The organism is Erythrobacter tepidarius (assembly GCF_002155695.1).
Lineage (GTDB): Bacteria > Pseudomonadota > Alphaproteobacteria > Sphingomonadales > Sphingomonadaceae > Erythrobacter > Erythrobacter tepidarius.
Map to the genome: position 1 here is coordinate 1 of NZ_MUYJ01000012.1, position 16,013 is coordinate 16,013.

At 64.7% G+C, this 16,013-nt stretch carries 14 protein-coding genes and 1 pseudogene; 3 read left to right on the forward strand and 12 right to left on the reverse strand.

The features are described 5' to 3' along the window. Nucleotides 1-341 (forward strand): transposase (locus tag BZF61_RS12205; protein ID WP_143736936.1); only part of this gene is annotated, 341 nt, incomplete at its 5' end. Between the two features lie 146 nt (nucleotides 342-487). Here BZF61_RS12205 and BZF61_RS15630 read toward each other — a convergent pair. The 11 genes and pseudogenes from BZF61_RS15630 to BZF61_RS12255 form a co-directional block, all read right to left on the reverse strand. Then, nucleotides 488-589 (reverse strand): annotated as a pseudogene (locus BZF61_RS15630) (sterol desaturase family protein); the annotation flags it as partial. A gap of 180 nt (nucleotides 590-769) precedes the next feature. After that, complete coding sequence (locus BZF61_RS12210) at nucleotides 770-1,696, reverse strand: response regulator transcription factor (RefSeq protein ID WP_086619609.1); 927 nt, start codon at nucleotides 1,694-1,696, stop codon at nucleotides 770-772. Further along, nucleotides 1,693-3,165, reverse strand: coding sequence for an ATP-binding response regulator (locus BZF61_RS12215; protein ID WP_086619611.1), 1,473 nt, complete (start codon nucleotides 3,163-3,165; stop codon nucleotides 1,693-1,695). The genes BZF61_RS12210 and BZF61_RS12215 overlap by 4 nt, the downstream gene beginning before the upstream one ends. Nucleotides 3,166-3,168: 3 nt before the next feature. Further along, a complete protein-coding gene (gene atzF / locus BZF61_RS12220) occupies nucleotides 3,169-4,935 on the reverse strand; it encodes an allophanate hydrolase (RefSeq protein WP_086619612.1) in 1,767 nt (588 codons plus the stop codon). Beyond that, on the reverse strand, nucleotides 4,932-8,516 hold the full coding sequence (gene uca / locus BZF61_RS12225) for an urea carboxylase (protein ID WP_086619614.1): 3,585 nt from the start codon (nucleotides 8,514-8,516) through the stop codon (nucleotides 4,932-4,934). The genes atzF and uca overlap by 4 nt, the downstream gene beginning before the upstream one ends. Next, complete coding sequence (locus BZF61_RS12230) at nucleotides 8,513-9,148, reverse strand: urea amidolyase associated protein UAAP2 (RefSeq protein ID WP_086619615.1); 636 nt, start codon at nucleotides 9,146-9,148, stop codon at nucleotides 8,513-8,515. The genes uca and BZF61_RS12230 overlap by 4 nt, the downstream gene beginning before the upstream one ends. Before the next feature lie 24 nt (nucleotides 9,149-9,172). Then, nucleotides 9,173-9,994 carry an urea amidolyase associated protein UAAP1 gene (locus BZF61_RS12235; protein ID WP_086619617.1) on the reverse strand — a complete coding sequence of 274 codons (822 nt, stop codon included), beginning with the start codon at nucleotides 9,992-9,994 and terminating at the stop codon, nucleotides 9,173-9,175. Beyond that, nucleotides 9,991-10,473, reverse strand: coding sequence for a CopG family ribbon-helix-helix protein (locus BZF61_RS12240; protein WP_086619618.1), 483 nt, complete (start codon nucleotides 10,471-10,473; stop codon nucleotides 9,991-9,993). The genes BZF61_RS12235 and BZF61_RS12240 overlap by 4 nt, the downstream gene beginning before the upstream one ends. 27 nt (nucleotides 10,474-10,500) lie before the next feature. Then, entirely contained in the window at nucleotides 10,501-11,265 is a 765-nt protein-coding gene (locus tag BZF61_RS12245) for an ABC transporter ATP-binding protein (protein ID WP_086619620.1), read from the reverse strand. Between the two features lie 4 nt (nucleotides 11,266-11,269). Continuing rightward, nucleotides 11,270-12,085 carry an ABC transporter permease gene (locus BZF61_RS12250; protein ID WP_086619622.1) on the reverse strand — a complete coding sequence of 272 codons (816 nt, stop codon included), beginning with the start codon at nucleotides 12,083-12,085 and terminating at the stop codon, nucleotides 11,270-11,272. A gap of 22 nt (nucleotides 12,086-12,107) precedes the next feature. Then, nucleotides 12,108-13,139: a putative urea ABC transporter substrate-binding protein gene (locus BZF61_RS12255; protein WP_245804628.1), complete on the reverse strand. Its 1,032-nt coding sequence runs from the start codon at nucleotides 13,137-13,139 to the stop codon at nucleotides 12,108-12,110. A 214-nt stretch (nucleotides 13,140-13,353) separates the two neighbouring features. Here BZF61_RS12255 and BZF61_RS12260 point away from each other — a divergent pair, with 214 nt between their 5' ends. Both BZF61_RS12260 and BZF61_RS12265 read left to right on the forward strand, forming a co-directional pair. Next, on the forward strand, nucleotides 13,354-14,316 hold the full coding sequence (locus tag BZF61_RS12260; RefSeq protein ID WP_086619626.1) for a Vgb family protein: 963 nt from the start codon (nucleotides 13,354-13,356) through the stop codon (nucleotides 14,314-14,316). Nucleotides 14,317-14,554: 238 nt separating this feature from the next. Beyond that, nucleotides 14,555-15,613, forward strand: a complete 1,059-nt coding sequence (locus BZF61_RS12265) for a BLUF domain-containing protein (protein ID WP_086619627.1) — start codon at nucleotides 14,555-14,557, stop codon at nucleotides 15,611-15,613. Nucleotides 15,614-15,619: 6 nt separating this feature from the next. Here the strand turns inward: BZF61_RS12265 and BZF61_RS12270 are convergent, their stop codons facing one another. Continuing rightward, nucleotides 15,620-16,012, reverse strand: a complete 393-nt coding sequence (locus BZF61_RS12270; RefSeq protein WP_086619629.1) for a DUF1489 family protein — start codon at nucleotides 16,010-16,012, stop codon at nucleotides 15,620-15,622. Nucleotide 16,013 lies beyond the last annotated feature (1 nt).

Sequence of the window (16,013 nt, forward strand, 5' to 3'; positions counted from 1 at the left end):
ACCTCATCAGCAAGCAGAATACCGGTTCGGGCGTATGGGCGGACACCGCTTATCGCTCGAAGAAGAACGAGGCGTTCCTCGAGCGGGGCATGTTCAAGAGCCACATCCACCAGAAGCGCACGCCGCGTCGGCCGCTGCCCAAACACATCGCCAGAGCCAATGCCAAGCGCTCCGCTGTGCGCTCGGCGGTCGAGCACGTGTTCGCATGTCAGAAGCACCGCATGGGGCTGTTCATCCGCACCATCGGCATCGCCAGAGCCCGGATCAAGATCGGCATGGCCAACCTTGCCTATAACTTCCAGCGCCTCGCCTGGCTCGAGGGGCAAGGTGCGCCTGCATAGCGCGAAAACGGACTGCTGAGCGGCACTCAGGCCCCGAAAACCGCGGAAACCAGGCCGAAAAGGCCAGCCTTCACGCACAAAAGACCGCGATCAGACCATCCGCGCCCTCATCAGGCCGAAAACAGCAGGTTCTTCGAGGTGTCCAACTGCTTGAACGGCCCGCCTTCGACCTTGCCTATGTTCTCCCAGCCGACCGTCACCGGCGCGTCCGCTCCGATGATCCGCTTCCCCACTTGCACTCCGGCCATGACGCACTCCGCTTACCGCGTGTTAATCCGTCAGTCGCGCGGTCTGCCGGGAGATCCGGCTGGCGCCCGGCGCTGACCCCGCGATGCTTCCATCTACTCCATGGCAAGCTGAGACATCCGGGTAAGTGGCCAAATGACGTAGTGGCTCAAACGCGCTCCGGGCGGGTGTGCCAAGCCGCTCTATTCGGAGATCATCCGCACCGCGAGCGCGGTTGCCGCAGCGCGGGTTTCTACGCCAAGCTTGCGGAAGACCTGTTCCAGATGTTTGTTGACAGTACGCGGAGAAATGCCGAGGATTTCGCTCACGGTGCGGTTGGTCTTGCCGTAGCTGACCCACAGCAGCACTTCTGCCTCGCGCCGGGTGAGGGTTGTCTGCTTCAGCAGCAGATCGACCTTGGAGGCCTCGCCCACCTCGGTAATCCTGAACAGCGTCTCGCCCGACCTTTCGGTTTCAGCCAGCGCCAGTTCCAACTCGATTCCGGCTAGCGCAAGCGTGATTGTGCCCGAATGGCCCGGCTCGGCCAGCGCCATCAGCCGCGCCGGAGCAATTCCTTCTGGCAGCGCCGCGCTCGCGGCATCCCACGCCGGGTCGATCCGCTGGAACAGGCTCTCGGCCTGAGGGGTGCACCAAATAAGCTGGCCCTGGCTGTTAAGCGCCACCAAGGCGCGACCCGCATGACCCAGCGCCAGGCGCGAAAGATAGGAGGCGCGGGCATTGGCGAGATGCACTCTTATCCGCGCCAACAGCTCGTCCACCACCACCGGCTTGCGGACATAGTCGACCCCGCCGATCTGGAGCGCGGCGACGACGTGTTCGGGATCGGTCAGTCCGGTCATGAAGATCACCGGAATATGCGCGGTCGCCGGATTGCGCTTGATCGCCTGCGTTGTCTCCAGCCCGCTCATGCCGGGCATCAACGCGTCCATCAGGATCAGGTCGGGTGAGGACTCGCCCAGCAGCTCGAGCGTCGTCTCGCCGCTGCGCGCGATCAGCACGTCCATGCCCTCTCCTTCGAGCATATCGACCAGGAAACGCAGCGAATCCGGATTGTCGTCGACCACCAGGATACGGTCTCGCGCGCCGGTGTCACGAGCGCCGCCCGTCATCGTTCCCCTTCTCCTGCGGCGAGCGCAGCCAGCGCCTTGAGATCGAAAGCGTCAAGGTGTGCGCGCATCCGTTCGGCCAGCGTCGCGGTATCCGGCCCCAGCGCAGCGAGCGCGTCGATCTGCGCCTCGATCGCGCGCACGTGCCCGATCCGCACTAGCCGCGCGATTTCGGCAAGGTGCGGCTGGGCCTCGGCGCCAATCCTTGCAGGCAGCGTCGTCAGCCCAGGTCGCGTTTGTGCCGTGCGGGGCCATTCGAGCGACAATTCCTCGCTTATCACAGCCAGCAGCTGGTCGAAATCGAACGGCTTGGGGACGAACCGGTCCGCCACCTCGCCGCCCTCCGCCGAATCCGCAATTTCGCCCGACAGCATCACGATCCTGAGCGCGGCGCCATGGCGCCGGCGCAAGGTTGCAGCGATGTCCCACCCGCTCATGCCCGGCATCGACACATCGAGCAGCACCAGATCGGGTTGCTCGCTGGCCGCTATCGCCAGACCGTCGGCCCCGCCCTCGGCAGTAAGGACTGCAAACCCACGCGGGATCAGCAGCGCGCAGAGTGCGGCGCGGTGGGCGGGATCGTCGTCGATCAGTAGCACCCGGCGCTCGCGTCCTAGATAGAGGCTCGTCGCCTCGTGCCCGCGCAGGTCGACCGGGGGGGAAAGCGGCTGCGACAGCATCAGCCGGACGATGAAGCGCGAGCCTTCGTCTGGCTTGCTCTCGATCCGTAGCTCGCCGCCCATGATGGTCACCAGCGCTTGTGTGATCGCAAGGCCGAGCCCGATGCCGGAGCGCGCGGCCGCCGCACCAGCGCGCTCGAAGGGCAGCAGGATGCGCTCGATATCGGCCGGCGCGATGCCGATGCCGCTGTCGACCACCTCGAAGGTTGCCAGCTCGTTGCGGTAATGCACCCGCAGGGTCACGCTGCCAGTATCGGTGAACTTGATGGCGTTTGACAGCAGGTTAATCAGCACCTGCCGCAAGCGCTTGGGATCGGCGCGCACGAATTCGGGCAGTGTTGGCGGCAGATCGAGGTTTAAAGCCAGACCCTTCATCGCCGCCTGCGGTTCGAACATTGCGGCGAGCTGTTCGAGGAAGGCAGGAAAGCAGATCGTGTCACGCGCCAGCTTGAGCGAACCGCTTTCAACCTGAGCAATGTCGAGCAGGCCTTCGACAAGGTTGGAGAGGTGTTCGGCGCTACGACGGATCACCTTGCCGGCCTGTACGGTGTCACGCCCGTCACCGCGTTCGAGCAGCTGGGCATAGCCGCAGATCGCGTTGAGCGGCGAGCGGATCTCGTGGCTGACGCTGGCAAGGAAGCGGGTCTTGGCCTCGTTTGCGGCTTCGGCCGCCTTTTTGGCGCGGGCGAGCGCCGCGTGGTCGTCGAGCAGCGCCGCCAATGTCTCGGCATGGGCCTTTTCGCCGCGCTCGCGCAGCCAAGCCAGAAGGTTATGGGCAGCGGCGTCTGGCAATTACTACCCCCCGATATAGGCCCGCCAGCCACCCAGATGGGTTATGTCCCTGGCGCCCACTATTGCGCGTGGTTCGGCGACAAAGCCCTTCACGCTGGTGCCATCGGCAAGTGTGACCGTGCCGATCGCGAGCGGCGGCGGGACTTCGGCAACGAAGCTTCCGAACTCCGCGAGGCCCATTTCGTAGACTTCGAGCGCGATCGCCGCCCCGCCATCGCCGCTATGGACCAGCGCCGGCTTCGGCGGGACGCTCTCGGCCATGGCATAAAGTTTGTACGTCGCAGCGGTGGTGAAGGCGCCGACGAACCGGGCATTGCGGCTGCTGAGCTGCCAATGCAGCGGCATGCCTTCAAGGTGGGCGCCGACGACTGCGAGTTTGACGGTGTCCATGTGGTCTCCGGTATCGAGCGGGGGGAACTCGGGAAGCTGCGCGGCAGCCAGATAGTCTTGCGCCATGGCGATCAATCCGCGGTCGCTGTGCGCCGGGCCGATCAGGGTGATGCCGAAACCAGTGCGGTTGTGACGCGCCCCCGCCGGCACGGCAATCGCCGCCATGTCGAGCAGGTTCACGAAATTGGTGTAGCGCCCGAGATTGCTGTTGAGCGCGACCGGCTCGGCTGAAAGTTCGGCGACGCGATAGATGGTGCCGGTGGTGGGGAAGGCAAGCACGTCAACGCTGTCCCACAGCGCCTCGGCATGGCGAGCGAGCGCGGCAAGGCGATAGATGCCCTTCCATGTTTCGACCGCGCTCATCGTCAGGCCCGGTTCGAGGATGCTGCGCACGGTGGGATCAATCGCCTCGGGATTGTCGCGCAGCAATGTCCCAACCGCCGCGGTGCGCTCCGCTACCCATGGTCCGCCGTAGAGCAGCTGCGCGGCTTCGAGCAGTACAGCGATGTCGACTTCGACCAGTTCGCCAATCCTGCCCAGCACAGCGAGCGCGCGGTTGTAGAGTTGTTCGGATTCAAGGTCACCGAAGAAAACCCGCTGGTCGGGGCGGGGTATGCCAATGCGTCCGCCGCGAATGGGCACATCGACCGGTCGGCGGGAAAAGGGATCGGCGGCATCGAAGCCCGCAATCACGCTGTCCAACAGTTGCGCATCTGCCGGGCTATCGGTGAATACCGTGATGCAGTCGAGAGAGCGGCAGGCTGGCACCAGCCCCCGCGTGCTCCAGCGGCCCCGCGTGGGTTTCAGCCCGACGAGGTGGTTGAACGCAGCCGGCACCCGCCCCGATCCTGCCGTGTCGGTGCCCAGCGCAAAGGCGACCAATCCGGCCGCTACCGCCACCGCCGAGCCCGATGAGGATCCGCCACTGACATAGGCAAGGTTCGAGGCGTTGCGCGGTGCGCCATAGGGTGTTCGCGTGCCCACGAGGCCGGTGGCGAACTGGTCGAGATTGGTCTTGCCGACGCATATCGCGCCGGCTGCGGACAGTTTCGTAATCACCATTGCCGAGGTTTCGGGGAGATAGGCGAAGGCCGGGCAGGCGGCGGTCGTCTCCAAGCCGATCACGTCGATATTGTCTTTCGCGGCGTATGGCACGCCCGCAAGCGGCAGACGCTCCCCTGCCGCCACGCGTGCGTCGACGATGCGGGCCTGGGCCAGCAGCTCTTCGGCGGCCATCCGACTGATCCAGACTTGGGGCTGGATCGCGTCGTAGGCGGCGATGCGGGCGAGGGTGCTTTCCATCACCGCCGCAGCGCTGGTCTCCCCGGCGTTGACGGCAGCGGCGATCGCGCTGGCAGACAAGCGTTCGGGTGCCGTCACGATGCCCTCCTCAGCGCGAGTATCGGCGCGCCGGGCTGGAGCGATTGGCGCTCCGCGATATAGAGTGCGGCTATCGTGCCGCTGGTCGGGCTTTCGAGCGGGCACTCCATTTTCATCGCTTCGATCACCGCGATCACGTCGCCGGCGGCGACCTTGTCGCCCGGGCTGACCATCAGCTTCCATACGCTTCCACCGAAAGGGGCTTCGATCAGTTCGCTGCCCTCGGGAAGCCGGATCGCCGTCGCCTCGCTGGGGACGTCCTCGGCGAGCAGATCGGTAACGCGGTCGAACTCGCCGCTCGCCTGCCACGCGGCGCGTTCGGCATCGAAGGCCGCCTGACGGGCGGCCTCGAAGGCGGCTATGCTGGCCGCATTATCGGCCAGAAAGGAGCGGTAATCGGCAAGGCGGAAGGTGGTCTCCTCAATTCGGATCTCGCGGCGGCCCGCGGGAAAATCACGGCGCCATTCGGCGAGCTCCTCCGCGCTGACCGGAAAGAAGCGGATTTGGTCGAAGAAACGCAGTAGCCAGGGCTTGCCATCTCTGAAGGCACCGGTCTGCCGGTGGGTGTTCCACACCTGAATGGTGCGCCCGAACAGCTGGTAGCCGCCGGGACCTTCCATTCCGTAGATGCACATATAGGCCCCGCCGATTCCGACGACGTTGGGCGGGGTCCAAGTGCGCGCGGGATTGTATTTGGTTGTCACCAGCCGGTGGCGCGGATCGACCGGGGTTGCCACCGGCGCACCGAGATAGACGTCACCCAACCCGAGCACGAGGTAGCTGGCGTTGAAGATCACATCTTCCACAGCCTTTGCGTTTGCAAGGCCGTTGATACGGCGGATGAATTCGATGTTGTCGGGGCACCAGGGCGCATCGTCGCGCACAGCGCCGATATATTTTTCGATCGTTTCGGTGATCGCCGGATCGCGCCAGCTCAGCGGGAGGTGGACGATGCGCGAGGGCACGGCGAAATCGTCGAGCTGGCCAAGCGCTTCCTCGCAGGCCATAAGCGCCGCAAGCGCGCCAGCCTGATCCAGCGTGGTACCGTCGAAATGCAGCTGCAGCGAGCGGATCCCCGGGGTTATGTCGATGACACCGGGCAGGGCCAGCGCTTCGAGAGCCTGCATCAGCGCGTGGACGCGGATGCGCAGCTCTATATCGAGTACGATCTCGCCATATTCGACGAGGATGTTCCTGTCCCCCTGCTGGCGCCAAATAACCCGCGGACGGTGTCCTTCGGCCGGTAGCTCGGCGAGAATCGGTGAAAGCTCGGCAAGAGCGCGCACCGGGCTGGGCGCGGGTAGGGTGGTGAGCGGCTCGGCAGCGGCCGCCTCGGCATCGGCAATGGTCACCGGTACAAAGCGCACGCGGTCATCCGGTGATAACTGCCCGATCTTCCAGCGGTCTGCGGCAATCACGGTGAAGGGGCAGACAAATCCCCCGAGCGAAGGCCCGTCCGGCCCAAGGATGATCGGCATGTCACCGGTGAAATCGACCGCACCGATCGCGTATGGGTTATCATGGATATTGGAAGGATGCAGCCCCGCCTCGCCGCCATCGCTTCGCGCCCATTCGGGCTTGGGGCCGACGAGCCGGACACCGGTGCGGTTGGAATTGTAGTGTACCTGCCACTCGGCCTCGAGAAAGCGCGCAATATCGTCGGGCGTGAAGAAATCGGGCGCGCCGTGGGGGCCGTAAAGGACGCGAAGTTCCCAGCTCTTGCCGAGTTCGGGCAGGCCTCGCGCAGGCGCCGGTGCGACGGTTGGCGCGCCGCCCAGATGCAAGACATCGCCCGCCACCAGTGCTCGCGCCGCATGGCCCCCGAACCGCCCAAGGGTGAAAGTGCTCGCGCTGCCGAGATAGGCGGGAATGTCGAGCCCGCCGGCGAACAACAGATATCCCCGCATCCCGCCGCCCGACACCCGGCTCATGGCCAGCGTCTGGCCTGCGGCGACGTCGATCGGCTGGCCGAGCGGCACTTTCACCCCGTCGAGCCGCGCGCCGAAATCCGCGCCCGTCAGGCAGATGCGCGCAGGCGCCTCAAACAGCAGGGTCGGGCCGCTGGCGGTGAACTCCAGTCCGGCGGTGCCCTCGGGGTTGCCGAGCAGGAGATTGCCCAGTCGGAAGGAGCGATCGTCCATCGGGCCGGAAGGGGGGACGCCCACGTGCCACAGGCCGAGCCGTCCAGGCCAGTCCTGCACCGTCGTGGAGGTTCCGCCCGAGAGCACGCGGATGCTGTCAGGCACATGGGCGATATCGGCCAAGAGGCGAGTGGTCACAGCGCCGCTGGCAAAGCGCGGATCGGCCACCACGTCGCGCAGCCATCTGAGGTTCGTCTCGATCCCGTCCACCCGGGATTCAGCCAGTGCCAGGCGCATCGCCGCAATCGCGTTGGCGCGGGTCGGAGCGTGGACGATCAGCTTGGCCAGCATCGGATCGTAGAAGGCGCTGACAGTGCTGCCCGCCATCACCCAGGTCTCGGTGCGAATATCCTTGGGAAAGGTGACATTGGTCAGCGTGCCGGTGGTAGGGCGATATTCGAGCGCCGGATCTTCCGCATAGAGCCGCACCTGCACCGCGTGGCCCTTGGGGCTGGGTGCAGGCGCATCGAACATGGCGAAATCGCCCGCGCCCGCTCTGATCATCCATTCGACGAGGTCGATCCCCATCACCTCCTCGGTGACGCCATGTTCGACCTGAAGGCGCGTGTTCATTTCGAGGAAGAAGAATTCGGCGCGGTCGGCATCGTAGAGAAATTCGACTGTGCCAGCGGAAAGATAGTTCGCGGCTTGCGCGAGTCGTACCGCGGCGGCGCTCAAAGCGGCGCGCTTGGGTTCAGGCAGATCAGGAGCGGGGGCCTCCTCAACCACTTTCTGGTTGCGTCGCTGGAGCGAACAGTCGCGCTCGCCCAGTGGGATGACGCGGCCCGCCCCATCGCCAAAGATCTGCACCTCGATGTGCCGGGCATTGGCGATGTAGCGTTCGAGGAACACGCCTGCATCGCCGAAACTCGTCTGGCCCTGCCGCACGACGGCGCCAAAGCCTTCGCGCAGGGCGGTTTCGTTCTCGCAGATGCGCATCCCGATGCCGCCGCCGCCCGCGGTTGCCTTGAGCATCACCGGATAGCCGATGCGCGCCGCGGCTTCGGTGGCTTCATGCTCGTCGGTCAACAACCCGGTGCCGGGGGCCAGCGGCACATCATGCGCCTGCGCCAAGTCCCGGGCGGAGTGCTTCAGGCCGAAGGTGCGAATATTATCCGGCGTCGGCCCGATGAAGGCGATCCCTGCTGCGGCGCAAGCCTCGGCAAATTCGGCGTTTTCGGCCAAGAAGCCGTAGCCCGGATGGATTGCGCCCGCGCCGGTGGCCTTGGCGGCGGCGAGGATCGCCGCGACGTTGAGGTAACTCTCGGCCGCAGGCGCAGGTCCGATGCAGATGGCCTGGTCTGCCTGTGTGACGTGGAGCGAATCGGTATCGGCTTCGGAATAGACTGCAACCGTCTTTAGCCCCATCCGCCGACAGGTACGGATGATCCGGGTGGCGATCGCGCCCCGATTGGCAATGAGGAGGGTATCGAAACTCATTCCGCCACAATCATCCGTACCGGGGTGGGGTTGAAGCCGTTGCAGGGGTTGTTGATCTGCGGACAGTTCGACACGACCACGATCACGTCTGTCTCGGCCCTCAGATCGACCGTCAGCCCCGGCGCCGAAATGCCGTCGACGATTCCCAGCGTCCCATCGGCTTCGACGGGCACATTCATGAAGAAATTGATATTGGAGACGATATCGCGCTTGCCTCTCCCTTCGCTGAGGTTGGCCTCGAGGAAATTGTCGACACAGGAATGCTGGTGCTTGGTGTGGTGGCCGTAGCGCAGCGTGTTGCTCTCGCACGAACATGCCCCGCCGATGGTGTCGTGATACGCGACTGCGCTGTCGATGATCGTCATCAGCGGATTGCCCTCGTTCGAGAGCAGCACGGTGCCGGTGCGCAGGAACAGGTTGCCTTGCGCCGCCACCGTATCCTGCGCACTGTACCGCTCGGCATCGTCAGCGGCGCAATAGATCAGGAAATCGACCGCCTGATTGCCCTCCAGATCTACGATGCGCAGCGTCTGGCCCTTGGCGATATGGTGCAGCCATGGCGCGCGAGCGGGAACGATCTCATCGTGGACAATGGTGCCGGCAAGGTCGGAAAGGGCCGGGTCGTCAGTCATGATCTGCCTCGCTTGCGGAAGGGGTCAGCGGCGGTAGTAGTCCTCGGTGTTGAGGAAGGCGCGCTGCCCTTCTGGTGTGGCATTACGCACCGGATCGTCCTCGGAAGTGATTGGCCCTCGCCATGCGGTGACGCGCAGTGGGGTCGAGCGGTATTCAGTGCGCGGATCGCGCACGTGCGGGCAGTTGGCGATCACCACGATCACGTCCATTTCGGCCCGCAGCGTCACTGCGCGGCCTGGAGCGAAGGGACCGATCACCGATCTGATCGCCCCGTCGGACTCGATTACCGTGCCCTTGAACAGGTTGATGCAGGGATGGACGTCGCGTCGGGTCAGCCCGTGCTTGGCCGCGCCGAGGATTAGCCGGTCGCGCCCGTTGGGATAGGGCCCCGAATTGCGCCCGTCGCCATATTTCGCGGCATTGGTGGCGGCGTTGGAGGTCCCGCAGAAGGCATCATGGGTTCCCGCGTCGTCGGCGATAATGCTCATCAGCACCCGACCCATGTCCGACAGCAGGAGTTTGCCGACACCCAGATACGCGTTCCATTGTACCTTCACGGTATCGGCAACATTGAGCCTTTCGGTCGGCAATTCGGCATTGAAGATGTTGAGCGAGGCACAGGCATCGCCGCCCTTGTCGATCAGCCGCATACGGGTGCCGCGCGCCAGCCTACGCGAGGTGTAGCCGCCGGGCGCGACGGTTTCTTCCCATACCAGATCGCCGGGCGAGACGCCTGCCGGCAGATCGTCGGCCACCGGCGGCAGGATCGGCATGGTCTCGATCCGGGTGCCGCCTTGCGCGCGCGCATGTTCGCGCGCCGCTTTCGGATCGGCAGTCTGGCTCATTCGGCCGCCTCCTGCGTGGCGGGCGCACCCGTCCCTTCTTGCTCATGCAGCGGCGGGAGCAGTGCGGTGGTGGTGACAAGCTGCAATTGCTGCACACCCCTGATGGCTCGCAGCGCGTCGCACAATTGCTTCAATCGTACGGCGGGGCCCTGCACCAGCAGCACCTCCAATGACTGATCTTGTTCTAGAAACACGTGCTGCGAGGAGATCACCTCTTTCAGGTAATCGCTCTGAGTCTCGGCGAGCTGCTGGCGCACCCGTCCGCCGCCGCCTGCGTAGACGATGGTGACGGTGCCCGCGAGCATCTCGTCCGGGCGGGTCAGCGCCTCGTGCTCGGCCAGCGCGTGACGGATCAGCTCGGCGATCAGCTGCGAGCGCGAGGGCAGGGCGCGTTCCTCCACCATCACGTCGAGCTGGCGGAACAGTTCGGCCGGAAGGCTCATCGACAGCCGGGCGAGACGGGAAGATTCGGTGCTCATGCGCGATCCATCTCAATTATTACATTTCTAGTCAATCGTAATACTGGTGGATTCGTTTGCCTGCTCATCGGATGCGGTCTTGCGGGTAAGGGCGATGTCGTAGATCACCCCCGCGCCGTATCGCTGCGGGGCGTGGGGATCGTGGCGGCGCTTGTCGAGCGTGATCACCCGCGTGCCGAGCGCGAAGGCTTCCTTGATGTCGTGGGTGACCATCACGATGGTCAGTCCGAATTCGCGCCACAGCCGGGTGATGAGGACGTGCATGTCGGCGCGGATGCCGGGATCGAGCGCGCCGAACGGCTCGTCGAGCAACAGAATGCGGGGTCGCATGATCAGCGCCTGCGCGATGGCGAGGCGCTGCTGCATCCCGCCCGACATTTCGCTGGGGTAGAGATGCAGGCTGTCGGCAAGTCCCACTGCGGCGAGCATCTCCTCGGCTTGCGCGCGGGCTGCGCGACGCGCACTGCCGAACAGCCGCGCGGTGAAGGGCGCGCCCGCAAGTTCGAGCCCGAGCATGGTGTTGCCGAGGGCATTGAGATGCGGGAACACCGAATAGCGCTGGAACACCACCCCGCGATCAGGCCCGCATTCGGCCGGCAGCGGCCGTCCGTCAAGCGTAATGCGCCCGCGGCTCGGCTGGTCCTGCCCGAGGATGACGCGCAGCAGGCTGCTCTTGCCCGCACCCGAAGGCCCGATGACTGAGACGAAGGCGCCTTCGGCAATGTCGAGGCTGATGCGCTCGAGCACAACCTTCTCGCCATATTCGACCCAGACATTGGAGAGGCGCAGCATCGTCTCAACGCCTCGCCTTGTGCGCCCAGCCAAACGCTAGGCGGCTGGTGCGGCTGAGCACAAAATCCATTGCGACAGCGAGCAGCGCGATCCACCCGACGTAGGGGATGATCACGTCCATCGCGAGGTAGCGGCGCACCAGAAAGATGCGGTAGCCAAGCCCGACATCGGCCGCGATCGCCTCGGCCGAGATCAGGAACACCCAGGCCGGGCCGAGCGAGAGGCGAAGCTCTTCGATCAGACGTGGCAGGGCCTGCGGCAGCGCGACGCGCAGCAGCAATTGCCAGCTTGATGCGCCCAGCGTCAGCGCCTTGACCATCTGCTCACGCGGCAGGGCGCTGATGTGACCGGCAAGGTCACGGAGCATGAATGGCGTAATGCCGACCACGATCAACGCGACCTTGGCGGTTTCGCCCAGCCCGAAGATGATGAACAGGATTGGCAGCAGGGCGATCGGCGGGATCACCGCGATGGCGGTCACCAGCGGACTGAAGAAGGCGCGCACCGGTGGCAGTGCGCCGAGCATCAGACCCGCCAGCAAGGCTGACAGCGTGGCAATGCCGAGCCCAATGCCGAGACGCGAAAGGCTGGCAAGCGTGTCGGCCCAGAACAGCAGCTCGCCCGACAGCGGATCAGGCTCAAACAACAGCGCTGCCATCGCGCTCGCCATCGCACCGGGCAGAGGGAGGATCTTGTCCGCAGGATTTTCTGCATGGCGCGCAGCGGCGGCGACGACGTAGCCTAGCACGACCAGCGCCAGCGGCAGGCCACCCAGCAACAGCGCCTGACCCCGGCCGATCCTGCGGTTGACCCAGCGCATCGAACCAGCCCCTCGATGCCTCTTAAAGCTTGCCGTCGGCGGCGAGCTGCATAAAGGTAGGATCGAAGCGCAGTGTGATCGCGTTTTTGTCGCCGAGCGTTTTGCCGCCCGGAAACGCCATGCCGACGGCGTCCGCAGAGCGCGCGCCCTGTCCAAAAAGCCCCTGTGCAAAACTGAAATCGCGCACCCGCTTCATGGTGGTGACCAGCTCTGGTGAGGCCATCGCGGCAACAGCGGCCTTGGGATCGGTGTAGAGGAAAGTGGTCGAAAGCTGGCTTTCGAATTCCTTTGGCGTGGTGCCCGCAAGTTTCGCCATCGCAGCCCGTGCGTCCTGCCCTTGCGCGTCCTGCCGCGCCATCAGCGCCATTGTCTCGTACCAGATCCCGGCGAGGGCCTTGCCGAGATTGGGGTTGGCCTTGAGGGTTGCAGTGTCGACCACCAAGAGATCGAGAATCTCGCCCGGGATGTCCGCCGAGGTGAAAACTGCGGTGGTGCCGGGCACACCCTTCATGGCAGTGAGCTGCGGGTTCCACGCGACTGCGGCAGTCACCGCCGGCGAGGTGAAAGCGCTGGCAATATCGGCATCGGCAGTGTTGACCGTCTTCACGTCGGCCAGCTTCATTCCGTTGGTCTCGAGGGCTCGGGCGAGCAGGTAGTGCGACACCGAAAGCTCGACCAGGTTGACCTTGCGACCCTTGATAGCGGCGACATCGCTACCGCCTTTGAGCAGCACCGCGTCGTTACCGTTGGAATAGTCGCCCAGAATGATCACGCTGGTATCCTTGCCGCCAGCGGCCGGAATGGTGAGTGCGTCCATGTTGGCAACCGTCACCCCGTCGAGCTTGCCGGCGGTGTATTGATTGACCGATTCGACGTAATCATTGACCTGCACGAACTTGATGGTGAGGCCGTATTTATCGGCCCATTTCTTCACGATCCCGGCTTGTTCGGCATAGGGCCAAGGCATCCATCCGGCATATATCGACCAGCCGATATTGAACTCGGTGCGCGGCTCGGCTGGGCTCTTCGCATCCGAACAGCCCGCCACCGCCATGGCCGCCGCCAGCGCCAATGCACAGGCAATCACAACGGAGCAAGTTGCACGGCGAACATGGTGGAACATGATTCGGATTCCTTTCGCAGATGCAGCATCTCCCCATCGCCCCGCTTTGTCCATGGGGAATTATTACGATTGTGAAAAAATGTAATATACATATCCTGACTTCCCGACAGACCGGAAAATCGGTCTCTTGCAAGGAAGAAAGCCTATGGCCCGTCACTCTGCTGTATGCCCGCTGGCGCTGGTTCTGGCCTCGGCTCTGGCGGTTTCCTGTGCGGCGCAGCAACCGCCCCCGCCTGCCGAGGAACCGGCGCTCAAATTGGTGGAGAAGACCTTCGACGTGCCGGGCTTTGCCGATTTTCTCGCGGTCGATGGCGACTCTGTGTGGGTCACCAATAACGGGCGCGTCGAGCAGTGGTCGACCACCGGCAAAGTGGCGAGCTTTGCCGTACCGCGGCCCTGTGGAACAATGGCGATTGCCGAAGGCTCGCTCTGGGTCGCCAATTGCAAGGGCGCGGAAATCTATCGCATCAATCTCGAAACCGTGTCGCTCGAAGCCACCATCGCCAGTGGTCTGGCCAATCCCAAGGGCGAGACCAACGTCGTGGCGGGTGCGGGTTCGGTGTGGGTGGCGAGCGACCCGGAGGGCAAGATCGCGCGCATCGATCCGGCCACCAACTCCGTCGTCACCACTATCCCGGTTGCGCCCGAGACGTGGTATCTCGCCTATGGCTTCGACGCGTTGTGGGCGGTATCGAGCCAGGGCAGGGTGCTCCAGCGGATCGATCCGGAGAGCAACCGTGTCACCGGCACGGTCGTGCTTGGTGATACTCCTGGCTTCCTCGCCGCAGGAGAGGGCGCGGTGTGGGTGCAGGAACAGGGCGATGGGACCGTCGCCAAGGTCGATCCGACAAGGCTCGTGGTGGCGGGGCGCACCAAGGTTGGCGCGAATCTCAAATGGGGCGATATCGACACCGGCGGCGGCGCCGTGTGGCTGCGCACCACCGATGATCAGACGCTGGTGGTGATCGATCCTGCCAACGGAGCGATTCGCGCGCGACTCGGAGCAGCGGTGGGCAGCGGTGCGCTGCGCTGGACACCGGCTGGCGTGTGGACTTCCGCCCATGATAACCAGACTCTCTCGTGGTGGAGTGCCCCGGAAACACGGTGAATCGCACTTAAGGATTGACCTTGGCGGCCAAAACGGGTGAGGTCACGACTCTTCCGGTCCTGTCGCACCGGCGTGTTACGGGGCTCCGGAAGGGGCTGCTCGCCATGCTGCGGACGGCTCACCTCTCTAGTGGTCTAACTATCCGCGGGTGGGATCTTCCGCCGGGTTATCGCAAAGGGCCGTCAGAGAAGCCCCGCCGTTATGCCCGCTCGTCCCGATCCGTCGTAGGGAGGGTGCTATGCAGGTGCAAACGGGCTTCGTCAGGACCGATCCAGACAGCCTCATTGGCTGCCTGACGTACCAGAGCCGCGCTGTCTCGCGATCGACCGAAAGCGAACTCGAACAGCTTGTTTCTCAGGCGCGCAGGCGCAACCGCAGCCTTGGCGTGACTGGCATGCTGCTCTATGACAACGGGCGCTTCCTCCAGACGCTCGAAGGCCCGCCGCGCGGGCTCAAGCAGGTCTGGTCGTCGATTTGCCGCGACCAGCGTCACTGCGACATCGAAGTGCTGACCGAGCATATGGTTGGCAGCCGCCTGTTTTCCGACTGGGATCTGCTGCTCTACAGCCGCGAAGATGCGTCATGTCGCACCAGCCGCGCCAGCGATCTCGCCCCGCACGCGCTGGCGCACTACGTGCCGGGCATGGCACAGCTTGCGCTCGACGGCGATGACGTGCGGATCAATGCCCGCTTGGCGAGCGTGACGGAACAGGGCTGGAGCGCGGACGATATCATATCGCACCTGATCGAGCCTGTGGCGCGCGCGATGGGCGATGCGTGGCTGGCCGATCAGTGCTCAGAGTTCGAGCTCACCGTGGGGCTAAGCATGCTGCAACTGGCCGGCCATGCGGTTCGTAGCCATGCCGGATGCGCCGGCGCGACCCTGCGTCGCAGCCGCTATTCTATCCTGCTGGCGACCGCACCGGGTGAGCCCCACATGCTGTCTACCGCGATGCTTGCCGATCAGTTCACCGATGCCGGCTGGCGGGTGGACATGGCCTTCCCCGGCAGCAAGGAAGCGCTCGCCAACCAGATCGCGCAGCAGGGCCACGATGCGGTGGATATCGCCCTGTCCGACGCTCTGCCACGCCCGCGTGCGTTGCTGGAGCTGCGCGAAATGGTGGACTATTGCCGCAAGGCCACGCCGGACAATCTGGTGGTGGTCTCGGTCGGCGGGCGAATGTTCGCCGAGGCGACTGCCACCGCGGCCACGGTCGGTGCCGATCACGCGCGCCGTTCGGTCGGTGGCACCTGCGTCCGCCTCGCCCAGCTGATCCGGCAGGGGCGCAGCCTCTAGCGGCGGCTATACCAGCCCGAGGCGTTCGAGCTTCATGGCCAGCCGTCCGGGGAGCACATCGCCGATGGCTTCTCCTTGGGCCACATCGGGAGGGGCCTTGTCCTCCGTGAGATAGCGCCAGCCCTGATGCGCGCGCTTGGGCTGGGTGTGGACGCGGATAAGCTTCGCCTCGAGCATGATGTCCCAACGTCCGTCCTCGGTTTGCTCGAAGCCGAGGATGCGCGAGCGCGCGACGATAGCGTGATTTATGATCCAGTAAAGCGATCCGCCCACGCATTCCGCGTGCCGCGTCGGCCGGTTGCGGGTGGTCAGCGCGATCACATCGCGGCCACGATACCAGCCCTCAAGTTGCTCGTAGCTTTTCGCGCCGAAGGCGATCTTGGTCAGGTGGAGAGGCATG